This window comes from Kineothrix sp. MB12-C1, assembly GCF_030863805.1.
Classification (GTDB): domain Bacteria; phylum Bacillota; class Clostridia; order Lachnospirales; family Lachnospiraceae; genus Kineothrix.
In genome coordinates, this window is the sequence record NZ_CP132957.1 from 1,864,761 (window position 1) to 1,888,801 (window position 24,041).

Annotated in this window: 22 protein-coding genes; all 22 read right to left on the minus strand. The window is 42.2% G+C overall.

All coding sequences use genetic code 11. The features are described from left to right. Positions 1–21 precede the first annotated feature (21 nt). The 22 genes from RBB56_RS08600 to RBB56_RS08705 all read right to left on the minus strand — a co-directional run bounded on the left by RBB56_RS08600 (position 22) and on the right by RBB56_RS08705 (position 24,016). Complete coding sequence (locus tag RBB56_RS08600; RefSeq protein ID WP_306721963.1) at positions 22–1,248, minus strand: response regulator; 1,227 nt, start codon at positions 1,246–1,248, stop codon at positions 22–24. Then, positions 1,223–2,770 carry a sensor histidine kinase gene (locus tag RBB56_RS08605; protein WP_306721964.1) on the minus strand — a complete coding sequence of 516 codons (1,548 nt, stop codon included), beginning with the start codon at positions 2,768–2,770 and terminating at the stop codon, positions 1,223–1,225. Before RBB56_RS08605 ends, RBB56_RS08600 begins: the two co-directional genes overlap by 26 nt. Further along, positions 2,760–3,737 (minus strand): sugar ABC transporter substrate-binding protein, encoded by a 978-nt coding sequence (locus RBB56_RS08610; protein ID WP_306721965.1) that lies wholly within the window; start codon positions 3,735–3,737, stop codon positions 2,760–2,762. Before RBB56_RS08610 ends, RBB56_RS08605 begins: the two co-directional genes overlap by 11 nt. A 117-nt stretch (positions 3,738–3,854) precedes the next feature. Further along, a complete protein-coding gene (locus RBB56_RS08615) occupies positions 3,855–4,856 on the minus strand; it encodes a galactose/methyl galactoside ABC transporter permease MglC (RefSeq protein ID WP_306721966.1) in 1,002 nt (333 codons plus the stop codon). Beyond that, the gene (locus tag RBB56_RS08620; RefSeq protein ID WP_306721967.1) at positions 4,837–6,399 is read right to left on the minus strand and encodes a sugar ABC transporter ATP-binding protein; all 1,563 of its coding nucleotides are present in this window, start codon (positions 6,397–6,399) and stop codon (positions 4,837–4,839) included. The genes RBB56_RS08615 and RBB56_RS08620 overlap by 20 nt, the downstream gene beginning before the upstream one ends. 36 nt (positions 6,400–6,435) lie before the next feature. Next, positions 6,436–7,596, minus strand: a complete 1,161-nt coding sequence (locus RBB56_RS08625) for a galactose ABC transporter substrate-binding protein (RefSeq protein WP_306721968.1) — start codon at positions 7,594–7,596, stop codon at positions 6,436–6,438. A gap of 277 nt (positions 7,597–7,873) precedes the next feature. After that, positions 7,874–8,620 (minus strand): AAC(3) family N-acetyltransferase, encoded by a 747-nt coding sequence (locus tag RBB56_RS08630; RefSeq protein WP_306721969.1) that lies wholly within the window; start codon positions 8,618–8,620, stop codon positions 7,874–7,876. Positions 8,621–8,635: 15 nt separating this feature from the next. Next, complete coding sequence (locus RBB56_RS08635; protein WP_442905448.1) at positions 8,636–9,142, minus strand: spore maturation protein; 507 nt, start codon at positions 9,140–9,142, stop codon at positions 8,636–8,638. Between the two features lie 116 nt (positions 9,143–9,258). Continuing rightward, the gene (locus tag RBB56_RS08640) at positions 9,259–9,522 is read right to left on the minus strand and encodes a hypothetical protein (protein ID WP_306721971.1); all 264 of its coding nucleotides are present in this window, start codon (positions 9,520–9,522) and stop codon (positions 9,259–9,261) included. Between the two features lie 20 nt (positions 9,523–9,542). Then, positions 9,543–11,330, minus strand: a complete 1,788-nt coding sequence (locus tag RBB56_RS08645; protein ID WP_306721972.1) for a methyl-accepting chemotaxis protein — start codon at positions 11,328–11,330, stop codon at positions 9,543–9,545. A gap of 39 nt (positions 11,331–11,369) precedes the next feature. Beyond that, positions 11,370–12,746, minus strand: a complete 1,377-nt coding sequence (locus RBB56_RS08650) for an aldehyde dehydrogenase (protein ID WP_306721973.1) — start codon at positions 12,744–12,746, stop codon at positions 11,370–11,372. Between the two features lie 227 nt (positions 12,747–12,973). Next, a complete protein-coding gene (locus tag RBB56_RS08655) occupies positions 12,974–13,987 on the minus strand; it encodes a Gfo/Idh/MocA family protein (RefSeq protein ID WP_306721974.1) in 1,014 nt (337 codons plus the stop codon). Positions 13,988–14,331: 344 nt separating this feature from the next. After that, positions 14,332–14,943 (minus strand): nucleoside recognition protein, encoded by a 612-nt coding sequence (locus tag RBB56_RS08660; RefSeq protein WP_306721975.1) that lies wholly within the window; start codon positions 14,941–14,943, stop codon positions 14,332–14,334. A 102-nt stretch (positions 14,944–15,045) separates the two neighbouring features. Next, entirely contained in the window at positions 15,046–16,044 is a 999-nt protein-coding gene (locus RBB56_RS08665) for a beta-ketoacyl-ACP synthase III (RefSeq protein ID WP_306721976.1), read from the minus strand. 1 nt (position 16,045) lies between these two features. Continuing rightward, positions 16,046–17,146 carry an NAD(P)H-dependent flavin oxidoreductase gene (locus RBB56_RS08670; protein ID WP_306721977.1) on the minus strand — a complete coding sequence of 367 codons (1,101 nt, stop codon included), beginning with the start codon at positions 17,144–17,146 and terminating at the stop codon, positions 16,046–16,048. Beyond that, entirely contained in the window at positions 17,143–17,586 is a 444-nt protein-coding gene (gene fabZ, locus RBB56_RS08675; protein WP_306721978.1) for a 3-hydroxyacyl-ACP dehydratase FabZ, read from the minus strand. The genes RBB56_RS08670 and fabZ overlap by 4 nt, the downstream gene beginning before the upstream one ends. Before the next feature lie 9 nt (positions 17,587–17,595). Continuing rightward, complete coding sequence (fabF, locus tag RBB56_RS08680; RefSeq protein ID WP_306721979.1) at positions 17,596–18,831, minus strand: beta-ketoacyl-ACP synthase II; 1,236 nt, start codon at positions 18,829–18,831, stop codon at positions 17,596–17,598. 33 nt (positions 18,832–18,864) lie between these two features. After that, entirely contained in the window at positions 18,865–19,605 is a 741-nt protein-coding gene (fabG, locus tag RBB56_RS08685; RefSeq protein WP_306721980.1) for a 3-oxoacyl-[acyl-carrier-protein] reductase, read from the minus strand. Between the two features lie 80 nt (positions 19,606–19,685). After that, positions 19,686–20,633, minus strand: coding sequence for an ACP S-malonyltransferase (gene fabD, locus RBB56_RS08690; protein ID WP_306721981.1), 948 nt, complete (start codon positions 20,631–20,633; stop codon positions 19,686–19,688). Positions 20,634–20,722: 89 nt separating this feature from the next. After that, positions 20,723–21,646, minus strand: coding sequence for an enoyl-[acyl-carrier-protein] reductase FabK (fabK, locus tag RBB56_RS08695; RefSeq protein ID WP_306721982.1), 924 nt, complete (start codon positions 21,644–21,646; stop codon positions 20,723–20,725). Position 21,647: 1 nt separating this feature from the next. Continuing rightward, on the minus strand, positions 21,648–21,881 hold the full coding sequence (gene acpP / locus RBB56_RS08700; protein ID WP_306721983.1) for an acyl carrier protein: 234 nt from the start codon (positions 21,879–21,881) through the stop codon (positions 21,648–21,650). Positions 21,882–22,234: 353 nt separating this feature from the next. After that, positions 22,235–24,016, minus strand: coding sequence for a collagen-binding domain-containing protein (locus RBB56_RS08705; protein WP_306721984.1), 1,782 nt, complete (start codon positions 24,014–24,016; stop codon positions 22,235–22,237). Positions 24,017–24,041: the final 25 nt, after the last annotated feature.

Genomic DNA, 24,041 nt, shown 5'->3' on the forward strand with positions numbered 1-24,041 from the left:
TGATAGCCTCCTTTTATTTATCTATAGTTCCCTTCGGAATTCTCCGATCGTTTTATTCGTATACCGTTTGAATACCTTACAAAAATAGGTATCGTTGCTATATCCGCAGCGCTCAGCAATTTCCTTTATTGTCAGGGATGTTTCTAATGACAGGCGTTTTGCCTCTTCCATGCGAACTTTTGTTAAGTATTCGATAAAACTAACTCCCAGCTCCTGCTTTATCAAACGGCTTAAGTAAAATGAACTTAGCTTAATATGCTCCGCCACTATATTCAGAGAAAGGTCCATGGCAAAAGATTTGTTAATGTAAGAGACCGCCCGTTCCACATATATACTTCTTTTCTCTTCCTGCCCTGTCCCTGCAGAATATTCAGTAATCTCTTTGTTTTTGATGGACTTTAGCATTCTCAAACTTTCTTCATAGGATTTCCCCATCTCCGAAAAAGAGTCGTACACTGCCCCAACTCCCATGCCGAAATCTGTATTCATTTTTTCTTCTATATTGTATAACAGAAGCTTCGTTACATCTGAAATCCAACTGTCCTTCTCCTCCTTAATGATATGTCCCGGAAGGAAAAGAAAGATAATAATACTACTCTCTGTTATAGAAACAAGATAATCACAAAGTGTATCCAGTGTCTGTCTCACTGCCGTTCTTATATCTTTTTTGTTTAACAACTTATTTCCATAATGAATAAGCGTCACGATACAGCCGGAATGGAACTTTATACCATTCACCTGACAAAGCATCTCAAACTCCTCTATTTCAGCCTTATCAGTTGCCAAAGAAAGTAATATTTCACTTTCCAACACAGGGGATACTTCATGAAGAAGATTTCTTATATTAGACTTCTCTTCATTCTCATTCGCAGTCTTTCTTATATCGTCACATAGTTTACGAATGGTACGAATACTCTCCTCTTGCTTTTCCGGCTTTAAAAGATATCCATCCACCTTCATATCCAACGCTTTCTTCACGTAATTGAATTCCCCATAGGCAGTATGTATAATGAATCTTGTCCTAACTCCCTTATTATGAAGTATTTCAATCGCTTCGATTCCCGTGAAGCCGGGCATATTAATATCCACAATTGCAATATCCGGCTGCTCTTTCTCAACCAGCTTCACAAGCTCCATTCCATCCGTTGCCGATGCAACAACTTCAATATCAGGAAACTCCTTTTTTATGAATAATTCCAGACTTTTTCTCGCGATGTTCTCATCATCGGCTATTATCATCGTAAGCATTCTTCTCTTCCTCTCCAAATGGCAGCAAAATACGAACTAGTGTCTGCTGCTGATTGCTGATGATCTGAATCTCCACTTCCTCTTCATAAAAATATTGAAGGCGCCTGTAAATATTGCTCAGTCCAATATGTTCCGATTGTGTAGCATAGTCTTCCAAGGACAACATAATTTCCTGTATTTTCTCCGGACTCATTCCCACTCCGTTATCTTCCACTTCCACGACGAGAAACTCCTCCCTTTTATAAACCCTTACTCTTATTTCTCCTCCTGTAATTTTCATGGCAAGTCCATGTTTAATGGAGTTTTCTACTAAGGGTTGCAGAATCATAAAAGGCATAGGGAAGTCTTCACATGCTTCTTCGATATCGAAATAATAAGAATATCTCTCTTCAAACCTACTTTTTTGAATGCAGACATAATTCTTCAAATTATCAATTTCCTGAGAAAGCGTCACCGATTTGGAGAGATTGTCCAAGTTATATCTCAAATAGGCGGCTGTGATTTCCATTAGTTCCGCCGAGCGATCCGCATTCTCTATCTTAGCCAGCGAGGATATCATATTTAACGTGTTAAATAAAAAGTGAGGATTAATTCTCGATTGGAGCAAAGTTAATTGACTCTTCTGCAATTCTCCATAGATCCTAAGCTTCTCTATCTCTACTTCTGCCAGCCTCTCTTTAATGCTCGCATTCTCTTCTATCTTCCGTAACTGCGCTTGAATGACATCTATCATGTGATTAAACGCTTTACCGAAATCCTCGAACTCATCCTTACTGTCCATCTCCACATGACTTTCTTCATATACATCATCCTCAATCTTTTTCACCACTGCCGTTAGCTTTTTAATAGAATGAGTAATTCCTTTAATAATTCTAATGCAATATAAAAAGCAAAGCATGCCTCCCAGGATGAGCAGTGTAATCTGCATCACTTCCAGCCACTGTTGCCACTCTTGAATCTCTTTCTGTGTCTTCTTCACCGATATTAATTGATGAGCATAAGCGCTTTGAAAACTGAGATTCATGAATCCCAGCGTCTTCTGCGTCTCTCCATATAGTTGCTCCAACTCCCTATATTCCGTCGCTTCCTTCTGGGGGCTTTCGACATAAGCCTTCAATCTGCTCATCAGACTATCTGTCTGTTCAATATAAGTCTCCGCCGTATGAATCGTATCTATAATCTCTCTTGCATATTCTCGATTCAAATAATCATTGTTTTTCTCAATGGTAGACTCTGCTGCCTTACATTCCTCTATATATTCTTCGTAATTATTTGTTCTCAAGTAAAGGTAACTGCTGTTCACGGAACTGTTAATCGTCTCAATATTCACATATAGCTCGTTGAGCACAAGGAGCCTATCCGTCGTATTCTTATATTTCATAGAAACAGAATAATTGCTCATAAAAGAAATAACGAGCAATACAACTGCAATTACACCGAGGAGCAGATAGCCAAGACTATACTTTCCCGTTACCGAATTCCGAAATTTCGAGAATCTTACTGCCAAAGATTTATTCTTCATTCTCATCCTCCAAATCTTCCTTCGAATACCAATAGATTGGAGTAAAGATATTGTTCTGTGTATAGCTTCCTGTCTCTTCGTAATGTATGACCTCTTGTACGGAACGGTAACCCATCTGATAATTTCCCTGTACCATCGTTCCATCCAAAATGCCATTCCTAATTCCAGCTTCTGTGAATATGGAAGAATCAAAGGTTAGTATATGACGGTAATCCTCCAATGGCTCTGTAAAAACAACACCGAAGGTCTGTCCTGCCGTCCCTTCAATACATACAAGAGTATCTACTTCCGGGTTTTCTTCCAGAATTTCATTATATATTTTCACTACAGTCAGAGCATCGTAATAATCATAATCCAAACGAACGATTTCTATACCGGAATATTGATCTGTAACCTCCAGCAGACCTTCATATCGCTGCTCCAGATTCCAATAATTCTCATCTCCTGACATAACAGCTACCTTCGCCTGCCCTCCGGTAATCTTCACAAGCTCTTCTCCCATTCTGATTCCGGCTTCTCTATTATTCGTTCCGATATAGAGATGTTCCGGGAATTCCCGTATATCAGTGTCCACCAATACTACTTGAATTCCCGCATCAATCGCTTTCTTCAAAGCATTGCTGTAGTTATTATTATCGATTCCCTGTACAATAATGGCATCTACCTTCGCAGCCACCTGGCGTTCGATCAACTCTACCATCTGATCCACATGATAATTGAGCTGGGGAACATAAATTTGAATATCCACCTTATCTTTATTATCTTCTTCCGCCTTTAAGTACCCTTCCTCTACTAGCGACCAATATCCATCGTCCTTATGAGGTAAGATTGCGGAGATTCTAATAGTATTAATATAATCTTTTTCATCCTCTCCCATATGCAATCCATACCTGTAGAAAGCAATAATAATGACACTCAGAAGGATTGCAGCTATTAACATACTTGCAGCTATCCAATTTTTTCTCATAGGTAAAGCCTCCCACTAAGTGGTATTTTGTCGCAAAGCGACCGTGCTCGGTGCAGACGGCGAATTAATCGCCGTCTATATATAACTATAAAGGATAAAATACGGCTGTTACAACTATTAATTTTTGTCGGAATATTTCCGTACATCCAACGCTACCGCTACAATGATAATAAGGCCTTTTACTGCAAATTGCCAATAAGAGCTAAGTCCGATGAAGGTCAATCCATAATTAATAATATTAAAAATCAATACACCGAGAATCACCCCGGGAACTCTTCCTACACCACCCCCTGCGGAGCATCCTCCTACAATACAAGAAGCAATCGCATCTAATTCATATCCAAGTCCATAACTGCTTGTGGCACTTCCTGTTCTGGCGGCCTCCAGGCATCCGGCCAGGCCATATAAGGCTCCTGCAACGGTAAATGTAACCATTAATGTCTTGAATACGTTGATTCCTGATACTTTCGCCGCATCAGGGTTACCGCCTACCGCAAAAATCTGCTTTCCAAGACATGTCTTTGTTTGGAAGATCCATATGATAACTGCCACTCCTAAGGAAATAATAATTAAGTACGGAATTCCGAATAAGGAACCCGTCCCCAGTTTACTAAAGCCTTCGGTGTAACCGCCAAGTGGTTGAGAATTGTTGGGGGCCTTATTAAAATATAGACAGTTAACGCCATAGGCTATCATTTGTGTTCCAAGCGTTGCCAAAAAGGCCGGCACCCGCAGCTTCGAAACTGTGAATCCACTTATCATCCCGAACAATGCACCGATAGCAATACCGGAAAAAATAGGAACGATAATAGGAAGCTCACCGATTCCGGGCCAAAATTTATTATAGTATGTAGCTTGTTGTGCGAAAGACCCTGCAAACACTGCTGCCAGGCCAACTACACGGCCTCCCGAAAGATCCGCGGAACCGCACACGATAATGAACATACATCCGAGCGCCACTAAAATTCGTGTGGAACTTTGCATAAAAATATCTCTCAGCACCCTAAATGACAGGAACTTAGGAGAAATTACCGCTATTACAATGATCATTATTATCATAATTATGTAAAGAGCATAGTTCGTTAAAAACTTCTTAAGGTTAAATTGCTTTGCTATCATAATTTTCTTCTCCTTTGCCGGCTTCATAGGTACTGGCAAGATACATAATCCTTTCGTCAGAAATCTCATCCTGCTCCAATATTCCGGATAAATGGCCTTCACACATTACCAGAATTCTGTCCGCCATTCCCATAAGCTCCGGCATCTCAGAACTAATCATAATAACACATTTTCCTGCCTTTGCTATTTCTTCCATCAGACAGTAGATTTCATATTTGGCTCCTACATCAATCCCTCTCGTAGGCTCATCCAATATTAAGATATTCGGTTCTATTAACATCCATCTGCCGAGCAGCGCCTTTTGCTGATTGCCGCCGGATAAGTGCATAATCTGCTGTTTGAGAGTCGGAGTTTTAATCGATAAGGAATCTACGTATTTTAAAGCATCTTCCCTTCTCTTCTTCTCATTTAAGAATAACCCTTTCCTATACTTCTTGGGATACGCATTCTGATTGGATACTACAATATTCTCCATAACAGAAAGCATAGGAATAATACCGGTAGCACGCCGCTCCTCTGTCAAAAGGGCCATTCCATGTTTAATAGCTTGCCTAGGAGATTTAATACTCACTTCTTTCCCATCGATGAATATTTTCCCACCGGATATAGGGCGCAGACCAAAAATAGATTCCATCAATTCTGTTCTTTGTGCTCCCACTAATCCGCCTACTCCCAGAATCTCTCCTCTTTTTAAGCTGAAGCTTATATCCTTGAAAGAATGTTCACTGGCGGCAGTGAGATTTTGTACTCTAAGATATTCCTGCCCGGGTACATGTGTCTTCTCCGGGAATCTTTGCGTCATTTCCCTTCCCACCATACGATTCACTATTGTATCCATCGTGAGTTCTGCAGCCGGCCAGCATCCCACAAGCTGGCCGTCTCTCATAATCGTTACTTCATCGGAAATCTCTAAGATCTCTTCGATTTTGTGCGATATGTAAATAATAGCTACCTTCTTTTCCAGAAGTGAACGGATAATCTTAAACAAGAGCTCCGCCTCCGTCTCCGTTAGAGAAGAAGTGGGTTCATCCATGATAATAACCTTAGCATTATAAGAAACTGCTCTGGCAATCTCAAGAAGCTGGCAATGCGATACCGATAATTCTCCTACCATCGCTTTCGGATTAATATCAATTCCTAATTCTTCGAAAAGCGCTTTTGTATCGTTGTACATTCTTTTTTCATCCACCCAATGGATACCCGCTATTTTCTTATAGGGAATTCTCCCCACCCATATATTTTCCATAACATTTCTTGTCTTGATGGGGTGTAACTCCTGATGAATCATAGCAATTCCACAATCCATGGCGTTTCTGGCGTTTTCAAAATGCACCTCTTTGCCTTCCACATAGATACTTCCTTCATCCGGATGATACAGGCCGAAAGCACACTTCATTAAAGTGGATTTACCGGCACCATTCTCTCCCATCAACGCATGAACCGTACCCGGCTTAACATCTAAGCTTACTTTATCGAGTGCCTTTACACCGGGAAATCTCTTTGATATATTTTCCATCTTCAGAACAAGCTGAGAGCCTTGCATACCTGTCCTCCCATTCTGCTTTTACAAGCGGTTCATTTATTCTATTACAGTATCATTAATATCGTAGTTTGCTTCGTCCACGTTATCTTTCGTAATCGCCTTGTAATCGATCCATACGCGGCGTCCTTCTACTGTAACTCCGTCAAGACCCATAGACTCTGTTGTTACTTCTTTTCCTTCACTCGTTAATTTCATTACTTTATAAGTTGCTTTGGCAAGTGTAATCGGATTATTTAATGCAGTTACTAATAAAGTTCCTTCTCTAACAGCGTCGCAGCCTACTGCCGTTGCATCTACGCCTGCAACCAACACTTTCTTGCCATCTTCACCGAAAAATCCACCGGCCTTCAGCGCTTCAATTCCACCTAACGCCATATCGTCATTGCAAGCTATAATAGCATCAATATCATCGCTATAGTTAGCGAGTAAGGCCGCTACCGCTTCTTGTGCCTTCGCTCTGGAATATTCACATACAAGATCTCCGCCAATTTGATTCACTTCAATTCCTGAGTCCACAATTTTCTGTACGGAGTATTGAGAGCGAACCGTTGTGTCATAATGACCCTGGATACCTAAGAGCATAATATAATCTAATTTACCATTACCATTCCTATCCGCATCCGGATTAGCTTTCCAATATTCTACAATTGCTTCACCCATAATATCGCCGGATTGTGTCGCAACAGAAGATACGCTGTATAGCTTCTCATTCTTCTCAAAGTTCTCGTCGGAAGGGCTATCTGTATTAGCAAAGATTCCATAAGTTCCTTGTTCAAGGATCTGATTACAGATATCATCAATTGCTCCTGTGTTAATATTATTTAATATCAGATAATCTACATCCTTAGAGAACATATTGTTCATATTATTTGTCTGTGTTGCCGTATCATTCTGGCTATCCGCATCTTCCACTGCAATTGCTCCGTCCGCAGCAGCAATATTTAATAATGACTGTCTCGCATTGGAAATAAAAGTATCCGCGAAGTTATACCAGCACGCTCCGGCCAATGGAATATCTACAGCAGCGGTCTCTTCTTCTGCTTCCACCGTAGCTTCGGCCTGTGATGATGCATCCGAAGCTGCTGTATCTCCCGTGTTGGCAACAGCACTGCTGCCGCCTGCGCCGCTTCCGCACCCTGCTAGCAAAGATGCTGCCATTGTTACACTCATAAGTACACTTACCAATCTCTTTTTCATTTTTCCTCATTTCTGCAAGGTACACCTTGCCTTCTTGCGAAGATTAAATTTTCCATAGATTGAGTGTAGCAAATAATGTTTACTGGGAAAATTCAAGATAATTGCGAAAGAATTGCAAATATTTGCTTTTTAAAATTATAGGTTTTCTTTTTTTGCGAAAGTTAAGATTTCTTGTTGTTTTGCGAGCAATTACATTGCTCATAGCAAAAAATAAGAAGCTGATTTCAATAAAAATCAGCTTCCATAAAGAACAAATTATATTAAAATTGATCGCTTACTAATAACGCATCAAATACCGTGTATCCTCCTGCAGAAGCGGAGCGATCATCTCACGGAGGGACACCGCCCTCATCAGGCGAGTCGTTGCATCTCCGAATCTTCCAAGGGTCAGAATTCCTTCTTGTACCGCCTGTGGCTCCAGCTTGCTGAATACCTCAGAACCGAGTGCAGAACAATGACGATATTGAGGGGTATAGATCCTCCGGCCTTCTTCATTAATTACATACAAGTCCGTCTTTTGATCGGAAATCGATCCTTCCGCACCATCCCATTCCTCTACACCATGAATATAGGTATTGCGGGTAAAATTCACACCGATAAGGAGAATTTGTGCATTTCTCTGCCATAGCCTATGATACGCCCCACCTTCTCCACAAGGCGTAGATATCTTCTCTTCACCGGCAATGAATTCCTTTGCATCTTTACCGTACGCAGACAACGAATGAGTAGGATGCAGTGAGCGATATACACCGGGACGTTTACGGAATCTTTCTGTCAAAAAACCGACACAACTCGGTGTATACAGCACATCCATTACCGGGTTCTTTACATCCACATTATCCCACGTATGGGCAGCCAATACCAACAGCCCCGATTCCATATACTCCATAAGCGCATCCAGTACTGTATCCCCACGCCCCTCTACTTCTCCAATCGCCTTACAGGATAATTGCACCATCAGCGTTCCCGCCCTATCAACCCCAATTCGATCCAGGCTTTCTAATAAATCTCTTTTCGTATACATTATAAATTACCTTTCTTATGTAAATCCCGCTAATATTACACTACAAACAATCCCCGCAAGCGTACTGATAAGAGCCCCGGCAAGTGTATAGCGGGTCTTCGTTACCTTGGCTGCCATATAGTACACACTCATCGTATAGAAAATAGTCTCCGTACAACTCATCATAATGGAGGTAATCATCCCAATCCGTGAGTCCGGTCCATATGTCTTGAAAATATCGAGAACGAGACCGGTTGCCGCCGAAGATGAGAACATCTTAATAAATACAAGGGGAACAAGTTCCGATGGAAAACCAATTACATCGGTCACTCCCCGGAATATTCTTCCGATAAACCCGAGGAATCCCGATGCCCTCAGCACTCCTACAGCCACCATCAAGCCTACTAACGTAGGCATAATGTCGATGACTGTACGAAATCCATCCTTTGCTCCTTTAATGAATTCTTCATATACTTTTTGCTTATTTATCACACCATAGGCTACGATGTAGAAAATGATAACAGGAATAATAATATTAGAGATATTGGTCAATACGTTTAAAATGATGAATTCCTCATTTTACTTTTCGTTACCTCATTCTATTCATTCATTTCTTTTCATATTACATCCGTATCGCTAAGAGTGGCTTTTACTCTTTTCTATTCTTTTCTTCCTATCCATTCATTCAGGAAGTTAACACCTTTTGCCCGATTAATGATATCCGTAGCATTGTCTTGCAGGTAAATGGTAAGCATTTCGATTTCCTCTTTGCTGAATCCTGAAGACTTCTCAATAACACCCCTTGGTATAATCCCTTCCGCATAGGCTTTTTTCCCACGCTCGAAGCTGACACGCACCATCTTTTCTCCATCCTTCATAAGCAACCCTGAATATGTCATTCGAAGTTCTTCATCTCTTCCCATTTTTACCTCCATATGCATTCTTACTCTGTCTTGAACTTCCTAATTTCTCCATTTACCTTCAGTACTCTTTCGTTCGCCTCCTGGACTGCATTAGTCATCTGTCCGGTCTGCATCACTACATCAGTAACTTTCGATGCTATATCCGTCGTTCCTTCTGCCCCTTCATTAGAAGCATGCCCCACTTCCTCTATCGCTTCCATAATTCCCGTGATAGCATCTAATAGGCGAATGGCCTCTTTACTGAATTCATTTACCAACCCATCCACGAATTGAGAATCTTCCTGGTATGCTTGCACTGTTCCGTCAAAGTTATTATAGCTCCTGGACACATCAGTAGATACGAATTCGAGCAACTGTTTCGCATACAATGAAAGTTCCGATACCGCTTCCTTCACCTGACTTGTTATTTGCTGTATATTTACCACTGTCTGTCTGGACTGCTCCGCCAGAATTCTTATCTGCTCCGCAACGACAGCGAACCCTTTCCCGGCTTCTCCCGCTCTTGCTGCCTCTATTGAAGCATTCAGGGCGAGCATATTCGTCTGCGATGTAATTCCCATAATGGAATCGGATAGGGCACTAATTTCTTCCACTATTTTAATGTTCTCTAACGCCTGTCCGAGCGCTGTCTTAATCTGACCATTAATTTGCCTTGCAGCTTCATGATCCTTCCTTGTCTCTTCCCTGGCTATTTCCGCCCTTTTAAGAATATCTGCTACTCTTTGAGCGCCTTCTTCCGACTTGCCGGCAATATTCTTGGCAGAGACTTCTATTTCCTGTGACATGGCTGTAATCTCTTCGGAAGAAGCTGCTGTCTCTTCCATACTCGCCGCAAGTTCTTGGGTGGTAGCAGATACCGTTTCCATTTCCACATTTACTTCCAATACCTTATCATTAATGCTGCCGGTCATTTCTTTGATAACATGAATATCTCCATGAATTTCGCTAATTAACTCTTTTAAGTTATTTTTCATCTGATCCATCGTTCTGGATAATACCCCGAAATCATCCTTACGAGCTAAGAAGCTATCCGGAAGCGTAACTGTGAAATCTCCTTGCCCCAACAGCTCATTATAAGCAAGCGCTGTCTTTAAAGCCTTAATAATCTCTCTTGCTATTATAAATGTGAAGAAAGCCTCTATCAAAAGAACTATTACAACGATGATAAATAACTTCATAAGGCTCTGTGAAATATAAGCTTGCTGTTCTTGTCTGTTTTTATCCACCTCTATATTAATATCATCGATATAATTTCCGGTTCCTACTACCCATCCAAATGGCTCGAACGCCTTGCTATAAGAACGCTTAGGAAAAGATTCTTCACTTCCTTCTTTTGGAAACCAATAATCGGCATATCCCCCGTCAGCTTCCTGTCCCACCCTGATAATTTCTTTTACCATCTCATAGCCATTGGCATCTTTGGCCGCTATTCGATTCGTACCTTCCGTGGCATTACCGAGCAGTACTATATTGTCTCCATTATAAGTATCTGCCCAGAAATAACATCCTTCACCATAGCGCATCTCTCTGAGAAGGTCTGCACCTAACTTCTTCGCTTCCTCCAATGTATATTCTCCGGCTTCATGTTTGGCATATATCGCATCCAACATAGATAACGCATTATATACCTGTGTCTTAATCTGCCTGTCATAGTCCTCTAACATCACCGCTTCCAGCTTATCGAGCGATTCATTGCTCACCCTGCTCACGCTGGTAAGGAAACCGGCGCATATACCTGCCATAGCTACAACTATGATAATACCTAATATCAACATCTTTGTCCTTACCTTGTAATCTCTTAGTCTCATACGCACTCTTCTCCTTTGTTCATCCCTCATAATGAATCTTTACTTTAGAAATAGCCGAACTATTTTATCCTTTGCAGCAGTATATGGATGATAGCGTAATGTGACATCCGGATGATGACCTCTTTTCAGCACACTCTTTCTATGGCTGAACGTTTCGAAGCTTTCTTTTCCATGGTATCCACCCATACCACTATACCCCACCCCACCGAAAGAAAGATAGGAAGATGCCAGATGCATAATCGTATCGTTGATGCATCCTCCCCCAAAAGAGAATGTTCTAAGAGCCCATTCTTCCATCTCCTTATCTTCCGTAAATAGATAAAATGCTAGCGGCTTCTCGAAGGAAGATATAATTTCCTGTATTTCCTCCTTCGCTTGAAACGTAAGCACCGGCAATATCGGACCGAATATTTCTTCCTGCATAATCGGTGAATCGAGAGAAACCTCGTCTAACACCGTAGGAACAATCTGCCTTGTCTCTGCCTTAAAGTGCCCTCCTGTCACTACCTTCTCTCCCTCTATCAAATGAAGCAGCCGCTCAAAATGCTTCTGATTGATTATCTTTGGATAATCAGAATTCTCAAGGGGATTTTCTCCTAACATTTGCACAAGTTCATTGCATATGCATCCCACCAATTCTTCTTTTATATCCTTATGCACTAAGAGATAGTCGGGAGCAACACAAGTCTGCCCTGCATTCATAATCTTACCAAATGCAATCCTCCTTGCTGCTATCTCTATATTCGCAGTCTTGTCTACCACACAGGGACTTTTTCCTCCCAGTTCCAAAGTAACCGGAGTCAAGTGCTTGGCCGCCTTCTCCAGAACCATTCTCCCTACGGATACACCTCCTGTAAAGAAGATATAGTCGAACCGTTGTTCCAAGAGCATAACATTCTCTTCCCTTCCTCCTTCCACCACTGCCACGAATTTCTCAGGATAAATATCCTTTAACATCCTTTTCAAAATGGCAGAAGTCGCCGGTGCATATGCGGAAGGCTTGAGTACGACGCAGTTTCCTGCTGCCACCGCACCAATAAGAGGTTCCAGACATAGCAACACAGGATAATTCCATGGTGCCATAATAAGAGCCACTCCATAAGACTCCGGTATGATAAAGCTCTCTCCCGGCAATTGAGCCATCGGTGTAGGTACCTTTCTTGGGGTTGACCATTTATGCAGATGCTTCTTTACATAGGATAGCTCCGATTTCGTTAATCCGATTTCTGCCATATAACTTTCTGAAGGGGACTTATTCAAATCTTCCTTCAGGGCCTGTTTCAGCTCCTCTTCATATACTTCAAGCGCATGTTCCAGGCGCTCCAATGCCTTCATACGAAATCTATATTGCTTCGTCACTCCTGTCTCATAGAATGTCCTTTGCATCCTTATAATCTGCGTAATATCTCTCTTCATATTCGTTCTATTCTCCTCGTCATTATTATACCAGTTATCCCTATAAATACATAGACATATATCATAAAGTACAGAAAAACTTTAATACATTAACCCGATGCCTTGACAGTACGGCTTTTATTTTGCGCGCGTAGCTGCGCATCCATTTTTATGCCGCAGGATCACTTTCTTATTACATAAAACAAAGATGAGCTAAGCCCATCTTTGCATTCAAATATATGTATACTCTAATCAGTACTTTTATCCGCAGGAAATATAACTCCGCATTCTTCCCTGACTGCGTCCATCAACTTTATTGCATCATATGAAATCTGCTGATACTCTGAGATATCTTTCTTCCCTTTTACCGCATTTATAAATGTTTCTAATTCATATTTCATATTATTATCACTTGACTCAGTTTCAAGCTTCTCTTCATATCCATTCTGATAGCGAATCCTTATTTCCGCCGGATTATAAATAGTTTGTATCACCATTGTTCCTAATTCACCCTGTATCTCGCTGGGCATAAAAGAATCAGAAATTTTGGAATAACTCAGTTCTGCCACCATACCATCATACTTTGCCAAAATAGTACCGGCTCCGTCGATTCCACCCCTCAATATGACAGATTCAGCCTGGAAGGATAACGGTGTCCCGAATAGTGCAATCATTGGTTCCACACAATATATTCCAATATCCATAAGTGCCCCGGCAGAGAACTTGGTGTCAAAAATGTTATGCATCTCTCCAAGTTTAAATGAATCATACCTACTCGAATATCTGCAATATCGAAATGCTGTTTTACGAAGTTTCCCTATTTTGTATAGATTGTCTTTGATTACTTGAAACCCCGGATCATGTACCGAACGCATTGCTTCCAGCAAAATCACCTGATTTTCTTTTGCAGACTGTATCATATTTTCTACTTCATGTCTATTCGATCCCAATGCCTTTTCACATAATATATGCTTTCCGGCTCTTATGAATTGCTGAGCCTGTTCATAATGTAATGAATTGGGGCTAGCAATGTAGACTGCATCAATCTCTTTGTCGTTTGCCATGGCTTCCAGATTGTCATATGCCTTTATAGCACCATATTTTTCCGAAAAACTTGCAGCTTTCTCTTTATCTCTGGAATATACTGCCTCCAGCTTGAATTCCCGGTTATCAGCCGCTATCTCCAGAAAACTTTCTGCAATTTTACTCGTTCCAATTATCGCAAAATGAACTTTATAAGAATTCTTATTTTCCATATTCATTCCTTTCTATCATCTAAACCTATATACCTTGTCCGCAAGCGGCCATGGTATGTTTTTTGCACACTCGCTTTGCTCGGCGCAGTATAATATTATACTTTCTTCATATGATTGATTTTATATTTGCTTAGCTTTAAATACAATCAATACCCATATAGTATCTCATAAAATTCCTTCAATTAATATAAGAATTCAAAAATTATTATAACTGATAAAGTATTGAACAGTTACAAATCATTACATTATTAGCTCTCTGTATATGGCAGAAACAAAAATAGAATTACTCCAAACGGAGCAATTCTATTTTAAGGACTTTATTTGTAATTTTACTGCTTTTATCATTTCAATTACTTCTTCTCCATCATCTTACAATATATGACAGCTACTACCGTACTTAGAAAAGTAGCAATCAAAGCCGGAGCGATTACCGCCGCCGGATTGATACTGCCATACTGATTCCTGTATACAATCATATTGACCGGAATTAACTGTAGCGATGAAATATTCAATATAAGAAAGGTACACATCTCCGGGCTGGCCGTTCTGGCTCTCTTATTATCTCTTCCTATGTATTCAGGATTACCGCGTTCCTTCTCCAACTGCGCCAGCGCTTCCATCGCCTTGAGCCCTGCCGGAGTACATGCCCATCCCAATCCCAATATATTCGCTATGATGTTGGTAGATATATATTCCCTTGCCGCATGTTCCTTCGGTATCCGAGGAAACATAAAGGACATAAACGGTTGAATTCCATCAGTCATCTTACGGATTAGCCCGGAAGTCTGGGCTATCTGCATCAAACCAACCCACAAGGACATTACCCCTACCATCGTAATACATAAGGATACCGCTTCACCTGCCGAATTCAAGGCAGCATTGCTCACTGCTTCTATATTACCTGTAAACGCCCCATATATCACTCCAATAATAATCATAATTGCCCAAATATAATTTAGCATAGAAATCCTTTATCATTATTTGACTAAACTATATTCACGCGCTTGCTTATATATTCCTGTAAAACTTAAGGGTTTTGTTTCTCGTTACATAGACTATGGCTTTTACCATTCAATTACAGTCGTTCCCCAGGTGAGCCCTGCCCCGAATCCGGACATAACTATTTTATCTCCACGGCTCAACATTCCTTTTTGATTCATTTCATCCAGCAGAATCGGTACGCTCGCTGCCGATATATTTCCACAATGATCCAGATTCACGGGGAATCTGTCTTCGCTTACCTTCAAACGTTTCGCCACGGACTGGATGATCCGCACATTCGCCTGATGAAGTACGAAATATTTAATATCTTCCGCTTTCAGCCCCGATAATGAAAGAGCCTCATGAATGGAAGCCGGCACCGTACTCACTGCGAATTTATATACCTCCTGCCCATCCATGGATAAATATCCCTGCTCAATAGGATTGCTTATCAGCGGATTATTATTTACCCGATCTCTGCAAGCCAGGACAATTCCCTTTGCCCCATCGGAGCCTTGGGAAAAAGCGAGCAGACCTCCGGTACCGCCCATTCCATTCTCATTTGCCTCTTCATCCGTATATGACCTGATTACGACAGCTCCCGCTCCGTCCCCAAAAAGGACACATGTACTTCTATCATTCCAGTCCATAATCTTCGATAAGGTCTCCGCACCGATGATTAGGGCTGTTTTATAAATACCCGACTGCAAATACATATGGGCTGTATGTAAACCGAACATAAATCCTGAACATGCGGCATTCACATCGAAGGCCACCGCTTTATCCGCACCTAGCTGTGCCTGCACTTCACAGGCAGTAGATGGGGTTACATAATCACCGGTAATTGTTCCTACGATAATCAAATCGATTTCTTTTGCATCTACTCCTGCGTCTTTAAGTGCTCTTTTGGCTGATTCTGATGCCATAAATGCGGTAGTTTCTTCCTTTGCCAGATGCCTTTCTCTAATACCGGTACGGCTGGAAATCCACTCATCGGACGTATCCATAATCTTTGATAAGTCATCGTTACTTACCACATGAGATGGGAGGCAGCTTCCTGTTCCAATAATTTTTGTAATCATACTAATCCCCCATTCTAAGGATATCTTGCTTTTTTTCATCTATTTTAAATTCTTCCATAATATCCTTTACATACTCTAACTTCTTCGCTTTATAAGCATTTGCCCCGCAAAAGAGGAGTCCTTCCTTTATATTTCCCTTTACTGCGTGAATGAGAGCCTGTGTAATACAATACGGTGTTTCTGCCGGATTACAGGTTATAATGCAACCGGAACATCTTTCAGGAGGAATTCTTCCTTCTCCTGCCCTTCTTGTAAACTCATTGGAAATAGCTCTGGCAGGCATTCCTACCGGACTGTTTACAATAATGATATCCTCTTTGGCCGCATCGATATATGCCTGCTTATATGCCTCAGAAGCATCGCATTCGTAAGTAGTCACGAAACGGGTTCCCACTTGAACGCCGGATGCACCGAGCGAGAATGCATGCTCCGCATCTTCTCTCGTATAGATCCCTCCTGCAATAACTACAGGAACTTCTTTACCGTATTCTCCTGCATATTCCGTTACATGCTCAATAATCTTGCGAATTTCTCCATCATAATTTAATTCTTCCATCTGTGTGAGCTGTTCCCCCTTAAAGCCGAGATGTCCACCGGCTAAAGGTCCTTCTATCACAACCATATCGGGAAGTCTGTCATATTTCTTTCCCCAGTATTTCAGGATAACTTGCGCAGATTTTAGGCTGGAAACAATCGGTGCGATCTTCGTCTTCGCCTTCCCCACCAACTCCGGTAAAGTCATAGGCAGCCCTGCTCCTGATATGATAATATCCACACCTGCCGCTACCGCTGCCTTTACATATTCCTCATATCGTTTCGTCGCCACCATGATGTTGACTCCGATAATTCCGCTTCCGGCAGTTTTTCTCGCCTTATTTATTTCTTCTTTTATGGCATGCAGATTACACCCTAGCGGATCCTTGTAGAAGTTCTCACTTCTATATCCGATCTGTGCGGTGGAGATCACCCCTATTCCGCCACTGGCCGCTACTGCTCCCGCCAATCCTGACAAACTGATACCAACACCCATTCCGCCTTGTATTACTGGAATTTTAGCCGTCAGATCTCCGATTTTTAAAGGTTTTAATAAACTATTGCTCATGATTCCTCCGAGCTGCCTATCGCAAAAGTAAGTTCTGCCTGCACTGCCAGCTTGCCGTCTACATATGCTTTTGCACTGCCTATGCCAATAGGACCTTTTCTTTTAATAATTTCAGTTTCCAATATAAGCACATCACCCGGCACAATTTTTTTCCTGAATTTTGCCGAATTGATCGCTCCAAAATATGCCGTCTTACCCTTGAAGTCCGGATCACTGAGTAAAGCTACCGCCCCTACCTGAGCCAGAGCCTCTACGACCAACACTCCCGGCATAACAGGTTCTTCCGGAAAATGTCCTACAAAAAACGGCTCATTATAAGTCACGCACTTTTTCCCCTTCGCTCTTTTCCCCTCTTCCAACTCCTCTATTGTGTCAACGAGCAAAAATGGGTGTCTGTGAGGAATAATTTTCATAATTTCCTTAGTTGTTAAAACAGACATTTTTTTCTCCTATCTATTATACTTCTTAGCAATTATGGTGGAGTTATGTCCTCCGAAGCCCAGCGAATTGGAAAGGGCATAGGTAAAGTCTTCCTCGAACGCCTCTTTACAATAATTCAAATCACATTCTTCATCAGGTACGAGATAGCCTACCGTACGATGGATATAACCTTCTTCCAATTCTTTAATACAAGTTAAGAACTCCAGCGCTCCTGCCGCACCCAGTAAATGACCTACCATAGATTTTGTAGAGTTAATTTTAATATTCTTCGCATGATCGCCAAAAGTCATCTTAATCGCTCTCGTTTCAAATAAATCATTGTGATGAGTGCTCGTTCCATGAGCATTGATATAGGTGATATTCTCCGGCTGGATTTCTGCATCCTTGATAGCGAATTCCATGGCTTTCGCCGCTCCTCCTCCATCCTCGGCGGGAGAGGTAATATGATAAGCATCTGCAGTACATCCATAGCCTACGACCTCTGCATATATCTTCGCGCCTCTTTTCCGGGCGTGCTCTAACTCCTCCAATACAATGGCTGCCGAGCCTTCTCCCATAACAAATCCGCTTCTTTCCTTATCAAAAGGTATGGAACATCTATATTTATCTTCCGAAGTAGTAAGTGCTGTCAGTGCAGTGAATCCTGCCATACCAACCGGAGTAATGCTGCTTTCTGTTCCTCCCGCTACCATGACATCCGCCTCTCCGTACTGAATGGAACGGAATGCTTCTCCGATAGAGTTGGTTCCTGTGGCACAGGCTGTCACTACGTTAATATTCTTACCCCTTAGCCCAAACTGAATGGATACATTGCCTGCTGCCATATTGCAAATCATAAGGGGAACCAATAATGGGTTAACGCGGCCCGGTCCTTTTTCCAGAAGCTTTGTATGTTCTCTTTCCATCGCCTGCAAAGAACCTATTCCGGATCCCATAGCTACACCTACTCGGAAAGCATCCTCTTTTTCCATATCGATTCCGGCATCTTCAAGTGCTTCTTTAGATGCTGCTACCGCATACTGGCTAAACAATTCCATTCTCTTCGCCGCCTTAACATCCATGAAGTTTTTCCCTTCGAATCCCTTCACCTCTGCTGCCAGCTTGCATTTATATTCGGAGGTGTCAAATTTGGTGATATTATCAAAGCCTACTTTTCCTTCTTTGACACTAGCCCAGAATTCCTCTACATTAAGTCCAATCGGGGTAATTGCCCCCATTCCGGTAACCACAACTCTCTTCTTCATAATAATTCCCATTCTCCTTTCATCCTAGCTGCTCTATATAGCCATTCCGCCATCCACTGAAATCACTTGACCGGTAATATATCCCGCCTTATCACTGGCAAGAAATGCTACCGCCTCAGCAATTTCCTTCGGCTGTCCTGCACGTTTTAACGGCACTTGTGAAATAATTGCTTCTTTCGCAGCCTCACCCATCGCCTGAGTCATATCCGTATCGATGTATCCTGGCGCTACCGCATTTACTGTAATATTTCTTCCCGCCAACTCTTTGGCCATACTCTTCGTAAGTCCTATTACCCCTGCCTTGGAAGCGGAGTAATTCGCCTGACCGGGATTACCGAGCACACCGGACACGGACGACAGATTAATGATCCTTCCGCTCCGTTGCTTAATAAAAGGCCGGTACATATGCTTTATCGTGTTGAAAGTTCCCTTTAAATTAGTATCTATGACCGCATCGAAATCCTCTTCCGACATCTTGATCATAAGATTATCTTTCGTAATACCGGCATTGTTCACGAGAATATCGATATGCCCAAAAGCCCCCAGCATTTCCTCTATCATCTTTCCGCAGGCTGTGTAATCCGCCACAGAACACTGTACTGCTACTGCTTTTCTTCCCATATTTTCAATTTCTTTTACAACTTCTTTCGCCTTATCCTCAGAGCCATTGTAATTTACAATTACGTCCGCTCCATATCCGGCGAGTGTAAGTGCTATTTCACGCCCAATTCCTCTGCTCGCCCCTGTTATCAGTGCTATTTTTCCCTCTAACATTACTTCGCTCCTCTCCCATGTTAATAAATAATCGGTAGTATATGTGTGCATTATGCTACTATTTACAGCTACTATTGTTGCTAGGAAGCCGTAGGCTGAATAGTAACAAGATTCTCCATATCTTCTACTTTCTCAATATTAATTGCGGTAATTTTGTGCTCTGCTTTTACCTCTTTTTCAATCTTGCGTATGAATCCGCTCAATGTTTTTCCGGGTCCGATTTCCACGAAGGTATTCACACCGTCCGCAATCATCCGCTCCACACTCTGCTGCCATCTTACACTGGAAGATACCTGCGCGGTCAATAGCTGTTTCACCTGCTCTTTTTCCGTCACATAATTCCCGGTCACATTGGACAGATAGGGAATCGCTATTTCTCGTATCATTACTTCCTCCAATGCCTCTTCCAGCCTTTCCCCTGCTCCCTTCAAGAGCGGAGAATGGAAAGGGCCGCTGACATTCAATGGAATACATCTTTTGGCACCCTCTGCTATAAATGCCTCTGATGCCTTTCCTACTGCCTCTGCCTCTCCGGTCACTACAATTTGCCCCGGGCAATTATAATTCGCTATACTCACCATCCCTTGTGTTTCCTCACAGATTCGTTCGATCCGGTCAGAAGGGAGTCCAAGTACTGCTGTCATAGCACCACCTACAGGAACTGCCTCCTGCATGTAAATACCTCTTTTCCTTACTATTTTAAATATATCTTCCGGGCTCATGACCCCTGCGGCAGCAAGTGCACCATATTCCCCCAGGCTTAAGCCCGCAGTCACATCCGGCTTATATCCTTTTTCTTCTATCGCTTTTAAAATAGCGACCTCAGTCGCAAGCATCGCTATTTGTGTATACTCCGTAATATTAATTTTTTCATTTTTTTCAAAACACAGGGACGCAACATCTAAATCTGCCGCTTTTCCTGCTAACTCAAACATTTCCCTGCTTACCTTACATTCCTCGTAAAAGTCTTTTCCCATCCCAATATACTGCGTTCCCTGTCCGGGAAAAATAAATGCTATTTTACTCATAATAAAGTCTGCCTCTCCATTTGTCAATTTACTTTGACTGTCAAAATATTATTCTAAAAAATGAAGGTCCGCCCATACGGACCTTCCGCCTACATTTTTAATAGCTTTTCTGCTCGTGAGATAATTCCGTGAATGATCTCTTCACAGCTCTTTTCCTCTTTTACCAATCCGGCTATCTGACCAGCCATAATTGTTCCATTGATTACATCGCCATCTACTACTGCTTTCCTTAAAGATCCTAAAGTCAGATATTCCAATTCTTCAAAGGAAGCACCCTCTTCTTCCAGTTTCAGATATTCCCTCGTCATTTTATTTCTGAGAGAACGCACCGGATGCCCCGTACTTCTTCCTGTCACTTCTGAATCGATGTCTTTCGCAGTAATTACTTTCTGTTTATAATTGCTATGTACAATGGATTCTTTAGCAGTTATAAATATTGTACCCATTTGTACTGCATCTGCCCCGAGCATCATTGCAGCTGCAAAACCTCTCTCATCCGCAACGCCGCCGGCACCCACCACCGGGATACTCACCGCATCCACTATCTGGGGAAGCAGTACCATAGTCGTAATCGAGCCAATATGCCCTCCTGCTTCAGTACCTTCTGCAATAATAGCATCCGCACCTGCACGTTCCATCATTTTAGCCATGGCTACGCTGGCAACTACGGGAATTACCTTCACGCCTGCACTCTTCCACAGTTCCATGAATTTTCCGGGATTGCCGGCTCCGGTCGTCACTACTTTAATCCCTTCCTCCACAATAACCTTAGCTACTTCTTCGGCATTGGGATTCAAAAGCATAACGTTCACACCAATCGGCTTATCGGTTAGTTTCTTCGCTTCACGAATCTGCTCTCTGACAATCTCAGGGGGAGCACTGGCAGCTCCTATCAGTCCCAGCCCTCCGGCTTCCGATACCGCGGCTGCAAGATGATATTCTGCTACCCACGCCATACCGCCTTGGATAATCGGATATTCAATTCCCAATAATTCGGTGATTCTCGTCTTCATCTTATGCTTCTACGCCCTTGTTTTTCATATATTCAATAACAGCGCCGACTGTCGTGATCTGCTCCAAATCCTCGGAAGGAATCTCAACGCCATATTCTTCTTCGAATGCCATAACCAATTCGAACAAATCAAGAGAGTCTGCTCCCAAATCATCCTTAAAGGATGAACTTTCTGTAATCGCCACTCCGTCTAAACTTAATTGCTCCTGAATAATCTCTTTTACTCTTTCTAACATTTCAATATCTCCTTTAATCTTATTAGTGTATTACCAGCCATTTGTCGGATAATCACTATCTTTTTTAAATTGTTTGATATTCAAAGTATATATACTCTTTTATTGTTTGTCAACTAACTTTTTTAATAATTAAAATAGCTTTTAAATACAATTATGCGAAATATATGGTTTTATTCCTTATGCGCGTAGCTGTACATACTTTGCCCGCAGAGCTTTATGTATTAGGATTTCCTGATACATGAAAATAAAAACTTCCAGTTTCTTCATAGACAAAATGAAGACCGGAAGTTTTTAAATTTAAAATCCAGAATTTAAGCATTTTACATTGAACTTATTCCACAATTGACTCCACTCTATTTAACGATAAAGTTAGATACTCCGATATTATTAAGCTCTATAATCGGTTTGCAATTACAGCCTCTTCTGAAATTTGTTGTCGGGCATACCTTCAATAAATAACTTCCGTTATATGGAACCTGGAATTCAAAGCGATCGGAGCAATTTATAAATTTGCAGAATAATAGAATCTGGGTTTTTCCGCACATCTGATAAAGTCGTAATTCCCACTCATGATCCATGCGGCAGGAACAACCTTTGATACGGCCGGCAATAATACCCTCACTGATCATACACTTAGGACAAGGTGGGCAGACCGGACACGGCGGGCAAGGCGGGCAAGGCATCGGCTCCGGACATGGCGGACACGGCATCGATTCCGGACAGACCGGGCAAACCGGACATGGCATCGGTTCCGGGCAGACCGGGCAAACCGGGCATGGCGGACATGGCGTCGGTTCCGGGCAGATCGGGCAAACCGGACATGGCGGCGGCTCCGGACAGGCAGGACACGGCATCGGTTCCGGGCAGATTGGGCAAACCGGACATGGCATCGGCTCCGGACAGGCAGGACATGGCATCGGCTCAGGGCAAACAGGACACGAAATCGGTTCCGGACAGGTCGGGCAGGGCATTGGTTCCGGGCAAGTAGGACAAACCGGGCAAGGCACTGATTCCGGACAAACCGGACATGGCGGCGGTTCCGGGCAGACAAGAGCCTCAGGTGATGTAGATTCTGGTGTCGTTGGACCTGTGGGAAGTGGTGTTTCCCCCATTTCACATATTACACCTCCGACAAAAGATGGGAGATGGAATTCAAAACCACTGTTCGGATTTACCGCAAATGAATTTAAAGCAGCATTACCGGTGATATGTCCTCCTGTTGAATGAGCATGCAACGTAGCTTGCGGGGCCAAAAAGCTTCCCCAAATTGCAGCTGGAACTTCCATAAATATATTCTTAGCATCTTCAAAAACATAGAGAGTATGGTCTGCCTTATGTTGTTCTCCCATAAGACCATATTGTAAATGTGCATTATCCCCTGTTTTTATTCTTACAATAACTAAACTTCCTTCTGGTACTTCTGCACGAATGCCCTTTCTAAGCAGGCCATTCGGTTCATTAATTAAGAATACGTTTTGTCTGGGATTATTACCCCGAAGAATCCATTCGTGGAAATTGTCTATTACTTCTCCGTTTACTTCCAGTCCCTCAATGCAATTTTTATAATTATCTATACTGCTTCTTGCACTTTGGAAGAAACCGGAAACATTGGCATCTACTCGTCTTGCAGGAATAAATCGCGCTACGTCGTAGCTCGGTATGATATAATGGTTCCCCTTATCGCTAGGTGTCCAGTAAGGGCTGCCGGAATCCGAGTGATATAAACGTTCCAATTCCTGCATTTGTCCCGGCATTCCACTTTTGCCGATTAAATAGGTACTTCCTTTATCAGCACGAAAATCACCGCCGGTTACAACATGGCCTACCACACCTAATGGGCCGTTCATTGAAACATTATTTCCTACGAGAAACCTTACCATATCGGGTGAATAGCCTACTTCTGCCGATTCTAAATCGCCTCCGAAACCAAGACTTAATCCCCTTGGACTGACGAAATTTCCACCAACTGCCATTGCACCATTGGCATCTACAAGGTTATTGGCATTTCCAAAAACGATAGCATTAAACTGGGAAGCAACGCCAAAAGGCTGCCCTGTAACATCATACCAGCTAATATCGTCATAGGGAATCCCCGCTCTTGATGTAATCTGATTATTGGTAATATTATAATCCAATCTAATCTAACTCCTATAAAAGTAC